Source organism: Guptibacillus hwajinpoensis (genome assembly GCF_020171785.1).
Classification (GTDB): Bacteria; Bacillota; Bacilli; order Bacillales; family Guptibacillaceae; genus Guptibacillus; species Guptibacillus sedimenti.
In genome coordinates, this window is the sequence record NZ_JAIVAE010000008.1 from 257803 (window position 1) to 268777 (window position 10975).

Consider the following 10975-nt stretch of genomic DNA (forward strand, 5'->3'; position numbering starts at 1 on the left):
TTACACACCTCTTCGATTCGGATCCCAAATAATCTTATGAAGCTGCATACTTAGCTTCACTTGACTCAATCCGGCTTCTAGAATTTTATCAACGAGCTTATGTGGCGGCATCGTTTCCCAAACTGGACTATAAAGGACCTGGCCTTTTTGATGATTTTCTGCAACAACCTCACTAGCGACAGTGAAATCTTCATCAGACCCAATCACAAATTTGATTTCATCCTGCGTATCAAGCAGCGTAAAGTTCTCATGAAGCATACGATGCTGCTCACCAGAATCAGGAAGCTTATAATCCATTACAAATCGAACTTTTTCTTGCCACGCTTTGTCGTCTCTTCGAACGGCTTCATACGGAGTGAGATCTATCGCCCCGTTCGTTTCAATGTGGATATCTTCAATATGCGGTAGATCCACCATGGCTTGAAGAAGCGCCATTGATTTTTCACGATGGATCAGTGGCTCTCCACCTGTAAAACAAATATGACGACTCTTATATTGCTTAATTTGATCAATAATCGAGGCAATAGATCCTGTGTATTCTGCTTTATCCGGAGCATAGCTATACGGCGTATCACACCAGCTACAGCGTAGGTTACAGTGAAAGACGCGTACAAAAACGGTTGGAAAACCCGCTCGCGTTCCCTCTCCTTCTACTGTCTCAAACACCTCAACCATCGGTAATTCCCACTGCAAGTATTCGGATTGTTCTGGTAGATCCCATTTATTCATTGTCTTCCATCCATTCCCGCTTCAGCGTTGCGTAGCTTGTTGGTGTCTCGTAAAGAACCAGTTCCTCGATGCGCTGACCAAGATCTTTCATCTTGCGTTCTGTGAGGGCCTGATCCAACTGTTCCCACATCCAGACAATCATATTTTCAGCTGTTGTGTTCATGTTTGGAAGGACGTCATTCAAATAACGGTGATCTAACTTCGAATCAATCACTTCTTTAAATAATGTTTTAATCTCACCAAAATCAACTGATATACCAATGTCATTAACATATCCACTGATCGTGATCACTAATTTATACGTATGCCCGTGCATGCTTTTGCACTTGCCATCATAGCAATGCAGGTGATGAGCGGCATCAAAAGTAAATTCCTTCGTAACGGCTACCCGTTTATGATGATATTTTAATTCGCTTTTCTGAATATCTTCTCCAAGTACTTCAACCTTCTTTGGAATCATAAAAGACATAAAAAAGCCCCCTTCATTATTCAGTAAGGGAGACGCATGAAAAACCCCAACTCCATTCAGAGATTTGGGCTATCATTTTCACGGTCCCTAGTTTTGTTTTACGAGAGGAGGGAATTACGAACTCTCCAACTTGATAATAATATCACACCACGTCTGTTAAGAAAAGGCGAGTGGTGTGCCTTCCCCTTTTAATGAAGTTTCATTTGATTGAAGAAGTGGTAAAATATACAAATATAATGGAGGTGAGAAAGTATGTCTGAAAGTGGAATGGAAGGCTTTGGTGTGCTATTTGGTCTTTTTGGTTTTCTTTATGTCGCCATTCTTTTATTTATCATTGTTTTAACGATTGTCTTTATTTTTAAGGCCATGAGTTTTATGAAGCAAAAGAACGCTTCAGATCAGGAGCAAAATGAATTGTTGCGTCAGCTGGTGGCAAAACAATCATCTTCTGGTATCACAATGAGTAAAGATGATCCAACATCCTATTAATACATAACGCCGTCCAAAGTGATGGACGGCGTTCTCAATTATGCTTGTTGACGACGTTTCATGAAACGTTCAATTCGCTTAACCGCTTCTTGCAAAGAATCAATGGATGTTGCGTATGAACAGCGAACATATCCTTCGCCACCGGCACCAAAGACGTGCCCTGGAACAACGGCAACCCGCTCTTCTTCTAATAGCTTTTCAGCGAATTCATCAGACGTCATTCCAGTTGCCTGTATGGATGGGAACGCATAGAATGCACCACCTGGCATATGACAAGAAAGACCGATATTATTAAATGATTTCACGAGGAAATTCCTTCGCTGACGGTAACTCTTTTTCATTCGCTCGAGATCTTCTCTCCCACTTTTCAACGCTTCAAGTGCCCCATGCTGAGCAATTGTGGGCGCACACATCATTGTGTATTGATGAATCTTCAACATGGCCGAAATGATCTCTTCAGGACCGGTCACATAACCTAGTCTCCACCCAGTCATCGCAAAAGCTTTTGAGAAACCAGAAATTAGAATCGTACGCTCTCTCATTCCATTGACACGTGCAATGCTGTAGTGCGTTTCATCGTAAGTTAATTCCGCATAAATCTCATCCGATAATACGAGAAGATCATGTTCTTCAATGACGTCCGTTACGCTCTTCAGTTCTGCTTCAGACATCGTTGCACCTGTTGGATTGCTCGGAAAACAAAGAAGAATGGCTTTTGTCCGCTTCGTTATCACCTTTTCAAGCGATTCACGAGTGATTTTAAACTCATCTTCTGCCTTTGTCTCTAAGGAAACAGGCGTACCTCCTGCTAGCGTGACAGCTGGAGCATAAGCGACAAAACCAGGTTCGACAATAATAACTTCGTCGCCTGGATCTATTACCGCTCGAAAAGCCAAATCAATCGCCTGACTTGCTCCTACCGTTAAAATGATTTGAGATTCAGCTGAATAATTGAGTGAAAATTGCTCTGACAGATACGAAGAAATTTCTTCTCTTAACTCAAGTAACCCCGCATTTGCCGTATAAGCCGTATAACCGCTTTCAAGTGAAGCGTAGCCAGCTTCACATACATTCCACGGTGTCACAAAATCAGGCTCACCCACACCAAGTGAAATAACGTTATCCATTTGTGATGCAAGGTCAAAGAACTTTCGAATGCCTGATGGTTTTAATTGCGAAGCGGTTTTAGACACATATTGCTGTTGAACATGCTTCATGGCGACACCACAATCCGCTTATCTTTCTTTTCGGGCTCAAAGATGACACCGTCATGTTTATATTTCTTTAGCAGAAAATGCGTTGTTGTCGAAAGAACTGAATCGAGCGTGGATAGCTTATTTGAGACAAAAAAGGCCACTTCTTTCATTGTTTTACCTTCGATCTGTACAGATAAATCGAACGCACCTGACATCAGGTAAACAGCTTTCACTTCTGGAAAACGATAAATTCGTTCAGCGATTTCATCAAAGCCAACGTCTCGTTTTGGTGTTACTTTCACATCAATCATAGCTGCAACTCCATCTACTCCAGATGTCTTATCCCAGTTGATGACAGACGAGTAATTCAAAATAATGTTTTGCTCTTCAAGTCTCTTGATTGTTTTCTCTACTTCTTCAACCGACAATTCAACCATATCGGCTAGCACATCCATTGGAATACGTGCATTTTCTTCTAAAATCTCAAGAATTTCGATTTCTTTTTCATTCATGGAAAGGCCCCCTGATTGTATCTATTTCATCTACTATATCATTCTTATTGCTTTATTTCATTTCACTCTAACCTACTTTAATCCTAGCACAATATTCGTAATCTCATTCTCGTTTTTCAACCACTCTGTGAAACGCTCAATATCATATGAAAAAATACGATCACAATCAATTTTTTTTACTATCTGTCTACCTGACTGGTAAATTCGTTTCGTTTCAGGAGAGAGTTGGTCTTCACCTCGGTATTCAATACCCTGCATGGCGCAAATGGCTTCAATCGCGAGAATCCTTCTAACGTTTGTCGTAATTTGCGACGCATGACGAGCTCCAATCGTTCCCATACTAACATGATCCTCTTGATTAGCTGAGGAGGGGATCGAATCAACTGAAGCAGGATGTGCTAATGTTTTATTCTCTGAGACTAGGGAAGCAGCCGCATATTGCATGATCATAGCACCTGATTGGAGCCCCGGCTCTGGACTTAGAAATGCAGGTAAATCATTTAATTGCGGATTAACAAGCCGCTCAATGCGTCGTTCTGAGATACTCCCAAACTCAGCCATAGCAATAGAAAGAAAGTCCATCGCTAGTGCGATTGGCTGACCATGAAAATTCCCCCCAGATAGCACTTTCGCCCCCCCATCGAAAATAAGTGGGTTATCTGTTGCCGCATTCATCTCGATTTCGAGCTTTTCTTTCACATAACCCAGCGCCTGCCAGGACGCACCGTGAACTTGAGGGATACAGCGAATAGAGTAAGCGTCTTGCACCCTAACTTCACCCTGTTTAGTCGTGAGTCGACTACCTTTTAAAAGTTTTCTTAACCTTCTTGCTACATCCATTTGCTCAGGATATCCTCTTGCCAAGTGGATTCTTTCATCAAAAGCATCTGTTATCGCTCGCAATCCCTCTAAGGTTAGCGCTGAAATACCATCGGCTTCATAGGCAAGTTTCTCGGCTTCTAGATAAGTAACAGCTCCCATAGCCGTCATTGCTTGAGTACCATTAATTAAGGCGAGTCCTTCTTTTGCTGTTAATTGTATTGGTTGAATTCCTTTCACCTTTAACGGAACGATCGCTTTTTCGCGTTTTCCCCGGTAAAATACTTCTCCTTCTCCTAGTAACGGCAAGGCGAGATGAGCTAACGGAGCAAGATCACCACTGGCCCCCAGCGAACCCTGTTGGGGAACAACGGGAAGAATATCCTCATTCGCATACAAAATCAGGCGTTCAATGACTTCACGTCTGATACCAGAAAAGCCTTTTAGCAAAGCATTTGCACGAAGCAACAGCATCGCTTTTGAAACAATCGGTGGAAACGGATCTCCTACTCCGCACGCATGGGAATAAATAAGATTTAACTGTAGCTGATCAACATCTGAAGAAGAGATATGAACATCGCTTAACTTACCAAATCCAGTCGTAATACCATACACCGTTTTGCCATTCGCCACGATTGTTTCTACTGCTTCTCTACTCTCATCCACCCTCTGTAAGCTTTTATATGAACAATCAGCTCGTTCACCGTTATATAAAAGTTCTCTTAATTGCGCAAGTGATAAACGATTGCCATCTAGAAGAATCATATTCGCCCACTCCTCTACCTTATTATCTAAGTAAAGGTCCATGAAAAAAACCGTTTTAAAAATCGAATCGATTTTTAAAACGGTTTTTGCTATCACTCGAATTGGTGTAATTGCTCATGGGCCTTCAACACCCTTCCTTAGTCAATGATACCTGATTCTCCAATATTCACTTTTACATCAATTGTAACAGGGAGATCCGGATAACGTTCATCCCATTTTTTAAAATCAAAGTTTCTTGTTTGACTTCGGGCATGGTCACCGATGGAGAAAGGATCAATTCCTAACGTTTGAAAATGAGCGATCATGTCAAGTCCCTGCGCTTCTACTTTCTTTTCGAACGTTTGACCGATTTCTGTCTTCTTTTCCTTTGTTAACTTTTCACCGGTATATTCTACTATATTGCCATTTAACTTAACTGATATGTTTAGTGAAGGATCTGTATTCCCATTTTCTACTTTATATTTTACCTTGGATTTTATTTTTTGTAAGTTTGCGTACTCTCCATCAGGAAGCTCTAATTCATATAACCCTGCGCTGAAGCTTTTATTAATCAAAGCAAATATAAACATTTCATCTAGGTTAAGCTTACCTACCATTTTATCATCATCATACAAAGCAAGACCTTTAATTTTAACCTCCGTTTCTTCCATCCTCAGAATAGGAGTAACGGGATCCATTCCATCACCATAATATTTGTAGTCGAATAAATGAATATTATTTTCTGGCATATTCCCATACTCCACTGATTGCTTAATAAGATTCTGTAAAAATGGACCGATTCCTTGCAAATATTGAAATTCATTTTTTATTAATTCACTTGCACTTCCCTCTACAACCCCAACATAAATCAATCGGCCTGCTGCAGGATCTCTCAAGAAACTATCGAGAATATCAATAATTCCTTCTTCCGCCATATCTTCACTAAATAGCAAAACAGCCATTTTTCCAATCGAAATTGGCTTAGGAAGTCCACTTAATTGATTCCGAAGCCCTTTACTCGTATAAGCTTCCGCTTCAAAAGCTCTCGTTTCTACCTCTTGATTGGGATCAAATGTTTGAAGGGAGATCGTTCCTTTTACCTTTCCATTTTCCCCCTGGTCATATCCTACAATAAACAGAATGGGAACTTCATCAATAATTTCTTCCGCCACACATCCCGTAAGGAGAAAACAGAATAAGAGTAAGCTACACACATATTTCATATTCGTCTTGTCACCTTTCTCCAAATCGTACTGTATAGGAAAATAAATGGGATATAAAAGTAATACACATACGTACCTATTATAGAGGTTAGCGTATTTAGATAGTCAACTTGATCGCGATTGACAACCATTACACATGCGATAAATACAAATGTGATAAGAATAAAAATAAAGTACTTCTGCTTTATATGAAGCACTTTTTTACCAACGCGACTGGCTCCCCACATCGTGAGACAAATGTTTGGAAAAACAACAAAACACCAGAAGGTAATTCCAATGTACTCAAAGCGCTCAACGAAAGGAAGCTCTACCACTTTCCACGCAATTAATGTAGACCATATTGACTGTTGAAGTTGACCCTCACTATAAAAAGCTAACGAAACGACCATCACCATCGTATAAATCAAAGTCGTTAATAGCACGCCCATATGAGCCCATATCCGGGAGCTTTTCGGATTTTTTAAGAAGGGGTATGCGAGTAATAAAATATCAATACCTACAAAACTAAGCGTCATTTGCCTTGTTCCAAGAGCAATTTCTTTTAACGAATGATCCATGATCGGCAGTAAATTACTAAATGTCGAAAACTTGATTGGAGCCGTTGCCGTAAATACCAACCACATCGGAATTAAAACACCAAAAAAACAAATACCTGCTACAGTCCGAAACCCTCCTGCTAGGACGTAATACGTTAACAAAAGGTACATCGCCACTGGGATCCATGTCGCTAACTCAGGAAACATCCAAGCCTGAATCACTTCTATAAACGTGCGTAGTATGACAATCGTACCTAATAGTAAGTACATCATTAGGGCAAGGTTAAATACGGAACCAATCCATTTCCCAAACCATTTATTATGAAGGTCGATAATATCAAATGAGCCATCACTAAGAACACGGTACATCATCCATATAAAAACTTGAAAAATAATCCCCGTTATAATCACGACAATCCAGGCATCATTCCCTGTATAAGCCGCAATATACCTCGGAAATCCTAATATCCCGACGCCCACTTGATTACTATGAATAATAAACATGATTAGGAATGGTGAAATTAGAAGATCATTTCGCTTTTGCTCCATAGAACTCACCCTCTACTGCTCATCAAAGTCCAACGAATGCTTTGCCTTTTTTTTCTTATCCTCAAAGCGTGTTGATTGGTTTCCTCGAAAAAATTGAAACCTGTTTTTTTGCATCACATAAGGTAAACGGAAAAAAGAGTCATACCAATCTTTTATTCTTGGCGGATATAATGGCGCAAGATACGGATTTCCAAATGACGTTAACCGAATCATATGTGTCAAAATGAATAAGCCAAACAACGCGACACCGATCAAACCTAGAAATTGAGCGAATCCAATCAAAGGATAGCGCAAAAACCGAATGGTGTTTGTCATGCGGTAAACAGGCGTTGTAAACGATGCTAGCGCTGACAAGGCAACTAATATTAGAAGGATATTACTTGTAAGGGAAGCTTCTACTGCAGCCGTTCCAATGACAATACCACCAACGATACCAAGGGTTTGACCAACTTTTGTTGGCATTCTTGCCCCAGCCTCACGTAATAAATCAATCGTCACTTCTAGAAAAAAAACCTCAATGACTGGTGAAAATGGGATGTCACTTCTTGAAGAAATTAATGTTGCTAATAGTTTAGATGGAAATAACTCATAATGATACGTTAATACCGCCACGTACAAAGGAGTTGCAATAATTGATGCCAAGATCGCAATCATTCGCACAATACGAAAAAACGAAGCAATATTCCAACCTAGATAATAATCTTCAAATGAAACCAACAATTGACCAAAGTTTATTGGGCCAATTAAAGCATTAGAAGACCCTTCTGTTAAGATTGCAAAAGCACCAAAATTCATATGCCCCGTAATCCGATCGGTTCTTTCAGTATCAATCATCTGTGGAAAAACTGAGAACGAGTTATCTTCTAACATCTGACCAATAAAAGAAGAATCAGAGATTATGTCAAAATCAAGATCTTCTAGACGTTGCATAACTGTATTGATATTCTGCTCACTCGCAACACCCTCTATAAAAGCAACGACTACCTTTGTTTTACTGACCGTTCCGACAGTAATTTCCTTCATCCTTAACCTGGGATGAGGAATTCTGCGCCTTATTAAATTCATATTTGTATGAAGATCCTCTACTAATCCCTCTTTTGGTCCCATTACACTAAATTCAATTTCTGGTGCAGAGAGATCTCTAGATTTACGCAAACTGATGTTGACTAAAAGTACTTTTTGACCCCTTGAAAGTTGAATAGCGACATGTCCTTCTAATAAACGTTCCTGGATAAGTGACAGTTTAGATTGTATTTCAATATTCTCTATAGGAAGGATGCCTTTTAAATCTTCGAGCGATTTCGATTCGCACTCTTTTATTACGGGTAAAATATCACGATGTAACTGCTCAGGATCAATAAGAGAGGCAAAGTAGATTAAACGATAAGACTGATCACTCTCTTTGTTCTCATACGAAACAAAGTCGATTGATTGCTTCAGATCCTTGACCATTTCTTCTAATGTACTCGGTTTTTCAGATGCACCTCGCTTAAACCATTTCAAAAGTAATCATCTCCGTACGTTACAGTCTCTTCCGATTAGCATGCACAGTTCTCAATGCCTTATCCCACAAAAAAAGATCAAATGCTAAGAAGCACCTGATCTCGTTAAGTTCTTTCCTTATAAACACTGAGTACCTTTTGACGCTGTTCTTTATGATCGACAGTTGGGTGAGGATAATCTCGTCCAATCACACATTTACTTTCCTTTTGTTCTTCCTCACTCATTTTTGACGGTTGATGAATATATTTTTTCGGCACGTTCTTTAATTCTGGAACGTACTTTCGAATATAAGTCCCCTCCGGATCAAAACGCTCTGCTTGCGTGGTAGGATTAAAAATCCGAAAATAAGGAACGGCATCTGTCCCGGTGGAAGAAGCCCACTGCCAGCCTCCAGTGTTAGAAGACTCATCATAATCAATGAGTTTTTCTTCAAAATACCGTTCGCCACGTCTCCAATCAATAAGGTAGTCTTTAGTGAGAAAAGAGGCAGCGATCATTCTGAGTCGATTATGCATCCATCCCTCTTGATTTAATTGTCTCATCCCAGCATCAACAATTGGAAATCCAGTTTCCCCCTTTTTCCAACTGCTTAATTTATCATTATCGTCATTCCATGGAATCCCTTGGTATTTTGTTTGAAACTCACGCTCACGAAATTCAGGAAATTCCTCATGAACCATTCCATAAAAATCTCGCCAGGCAAGTTCCTGGATAAACGTTTCTGCCCCTTTATTATCTGTTTTTGCTACCATATGAAAAAGTGTTCGAACAGATAGTGTACCTGTTTTTAAGTATGGAGATAATTTGCTTGTCCCAACGAGTGAAGGAATATCACGATAATGATCATAATCCTTTAATCTTTCTTTCACAAAACGCCTTGCACGCTGATGGGCACTCTTTTCTCCAATCGCTTTCCAATCACGCCCACACTGTTCTAATACGTTTTTAAATTCTTTATCGGAATTAAGAGAATGACTATTCTTGAGAGCATAATTCTTAGCTTTCTTTAAATCAATCTGGAGCACTTGTGGTTTCTTCAATGTGCGCCACTTCTTATAGTACGGTGTAAAGACTTTGTACATCGTATTATCTTGTTTTCTTACATCTTGTGTGTCGTGTAAATAATAATCTTGATAAGAATGAAATTCGATCTCTTTTTCCTTTAACCAATCACAAACTTCTTCATCACGACGCGCACCGTAACCTGTTTTGTCTTCATTAAAGAAGACGGCTTTCACATCTAAGGTGTCTGTTACTTTTTCAAATACATCAATCGGATGACCATAAACAATTTGGAAAGGGATATTTTCCTTTTGGCACCTATTTTGAAACTGTGCTACCGTTTGAAAAAAATAATCATGATGAAGATCAATGTTCTCCGTGAAATGTGGATCTAATTGAAAAATTCCCATCCATTCTGCATCGTTTTCTTCGCAATAGGAAATGGCCTTTTCAAGAGCAGTATGATCGTCTAAACGAAAATCACGACGAAACCAGACAATAACGGTTTTACTCATATTCCTTCACCTCTTCTCTTATTTTAAGTCGAGTGAAGAGTTGTTGATAGTTTTAATGTGTTAGAAGGTTGATTAGGGGTAGGGATACTTCTTTGAGCGTGATAGATGAAGGCAATACGTGGAAAGTAGTTAATAATTCCGCGATAGTTGAATTTATTCCGCGAATTTGAGATTAATTCCGCGAACGTCATGAATGAGGGCTTTGAGCTAGTGAAACATCTATAAAACCATACAAAAAAGCGAGAAACCAAATGGTTTCTCGCTTTTCATCATTGCCCAGCGACGTCCTACTCTTGCAGGGGGAGATCCCCCAACTACCATCGGCGCTGAAGAGCTTAACTTCCGTGTTCGGCATGGGAACGGGTGTGACCTCTTCGCCATCGTCACTAGACTTTACAGGGTATTCCCTGAAAACTAGATAGCATGCCCAACGTATTCCAATAATGTGTCCAGCTACGTAAGCCAAATCCTTGATCGTTTCACCTTTTGATTCTGACGCAAAAAGCGCGTCTGATTCAAAAGCCTCCAACGCTTGTCGGATTTAAACGGCTTACTTCGCTTTTCGTTTTAGGTTAAGCCCTCGATCGATTAGTATTCGTCAGCTCCACGTGTTGCCACGCTTCCACCCCGAACCTATCTACCTCATCATCTCTAAGGGATCTTACCAGCTTAATGCTGTGGGAAATCTC

At 40.0% G+C, this 10975-nt stretch carries 10 protein-coding genes and 2 rRNA genes; 1 reads left to right on the forward strand and 11 read right to left on the reverse strand.

Annotated elements, in window-relative coordinates; all coding sequences use genetic code 11:
* Both LCL91_RS13730 and queD read right to left on the reverse strand, forming a co-directional pair.
* Positions 1–729, reverse strand: a complete 729-nt coding sequence (locus LCL91_RS13730) for a 7-carboxy-7-deazaguanine synthase QueE (protein ID WP_224883180.1) — start codon at positions 727–729, stop codon at positions 1–3.
* Positions 722–1198 carry a 6-carboxytetrahydropterin synthase QueD gene (gene queD, locus LCL91_RS13735; protein ID WP_224598065.1) on the reverse strand — a complete coding sequence of 159 codons (477 nt, stop codon included), beginning with the start codon at positions 1196–1198 and terminating at the stop codon, positions 722–724. Before queD ends, LCL91_RS13730 begins: the two co-directional genes overlap by 8 nt.
* A 252-nt stretch (positions 1199–1450) precedes the next feature.
* Here queD and LCL91_RS13740 point away from each other — a divergent pair, with 252 nt between their 5' ends.
* Positions 1451–1687: a hypothetical protein gene (locus LCL91_RS13740; RefSeq protein ID WP_224883182.1), complete on the forward strand. Its 237-nt coding sequence runs from the start codon at positions 1451–1453 to the stop codon at positions 1685–1687.
* A gap of 38 nt (positions 1688–1725) precedes the next feature.
* Here LCL91_RS13740 and LCL91_RS13745 read toward each other — a convergent pair whose 3' ends face one another.
* The 9 genes from LCL91_RS13745 to LCL91_RS13785 form a co-directional block, all read right to left on the reverse strand.
* Positions 1726–2904, reverse strand: coding sequence for an aminotransferase (locus LCL91_RS13745; RefSeq protein WP_224883184.1), 1179 nt, complete (start codon positions 2902–2904; stop codon positions 1726–1728).
* On the reverse strand, positions 2901–3395 hold the full coding sequence (locus LCL91_RS13750) for an Lrp/AsnC family transcriptional regulator (RefSeq protein ID WP_159781296.1): 495 nt from the start codon (positions 3393–3395) through the stop codon (positions 2901–2903). Before LCL91_RS13750 ends, LCL91_RS13745 begins: the two co-directional genes overlap by 4 nt.
* A 72-nt stretch (positions 3396–3467) precedes the next feature.
* Entirely contained in the window at positions 3468–4979 is a 1512-nt protein-coding gene (hutH, locus tag LCL91_RS13755; RefSeq protein ID WP_224883186.1) for a histidine ammonia-lyase, read from the reverse strand.
* A 137-nt stretch (positions 4980–5116) separates the two neighbouring features.
* Positions 5117–6181: a Ger(x)C family spore germination protein gene (locus LCL91_RS13760; RefSeq protein ID WP_224883188.1), complete on the reverse strand. Its 1065-nt coding sequence runs from the start codon at positions 6179–6181 to the stop codon at positions 5117–5119.
* Entirely contained in the window at positions 6178–7266 is a 1089-nt protein-coding gene (locus LCL91_RS13765) for a GerAB/ArcD/ProY family transporter (RefSeq protein ID WP_224883190.1), read from the reverse strand. Before LCL91_RS13765 ends, LCL91_RS13760 begins: the two co-directional genes overlap by 4 nt.
* A gap of 12 nt (positions 7267–7278) precedes the next feature.
* Positions 7279–8769, reverse strand: a complete 1491-nt coding sequence (locus LCL91_RS13770) for a spore germination protein (RefSeq protein ID WP_224883192.1) — start codon at positions 8767–8769, stop codon at positions 7279–7281.
* A 104-nt stretch (positions 8770–8873) separates the two neighbouring features.
* A complete protein-coding gene (locus tag LCL91_RS13775; RefSeq protein WP_224883195.1) occupies positions 8874–10286 on the reverse strand; it encodes a cryptochrome/photolyase family protein in 1413 nt (470 codons plus the stop codon).
* Between the two features lie 274 nt (positions 10287–10560).
* A 5S ribosomal RNA gene (gene rrf / locus LCL91_RS13780) occupies positions 10561–10677 on the reverse strand.
* A 177-nt stretch (positions 10678–10854) separates the two neighbouring features.
* Positions 10855–10975 (reverse strand): 23S ribosomal RNA (locus tag LCL91_RS13785); the annotation flags it as partial.

Excerpts from the sequence above, each read along its gene's own strand:
- LCL91_RS13745 (WP_224883184.1), bottom strand. The coding sequence starts at position 2,904 with ATGAAGCATGTTCAACAGCAATATGTGTCTAAAACCGCTTCGCAATTA.
- LCL91_RS13750 (WP_159781296.1), bottom strand. The coding sequence starts at position 3,395 with ATGAATGAAAAAGAAATCGAAATTCTTGAGATTTTAGAAGAAAATGCA.
- LCL91_RS13765 (WP_224883190.1), bottom strand. The coding sequence starts at position 7,266 with ATGGAGCAAAAGCGAAATGATCTTCTAATTTCACCATTCCTAATCATG.
- LCL91_RS13775 (WP_224883195.1), bottom strand. The coding sequence starts at position 10,286 with ATGAGTAAAACCGTTATTGTCTGGTTTCGTCGTGATTTTCGTTTAGAC.
- LCL91_RS13740 (WP_224883182.1), top strand. The coding sequence starts at position 1,451 with ATGTCTGAAAGTGGAATGGAAGGCTTTGGTGTGCTATTTGGTCTTTTT.
- LCL91_RS13760 (WP_224883188.1), bottom strand. The coding sequence starts at position 6,181 with ATGAAATATGTGTGTAGCTTACTCTTATTCTGTTTTCTCCTTACGGGA.
- queD (WP_224598065.1), bottom strand. The coding sequence starts at position 1,198 with ATGTCTTTTATGATTCCAAAGAAGGTTGAAGTACTTGGAGAAGATATT.
- LCL91_RS13730 (WP_224883180.1), bottom strand. The coding sequence starts at position 729 with ATGAATAAATGGGATCTACCAGAACAATCCGAATACTTGCAGTGGGAA.
- hutH (WP_224883186.1), bottom strand. The coding sequence starts at position 4,979 with ATGATTCTTCTAGATGGCAATCGTTTATCACTTGCGCAATTAAGAGAA.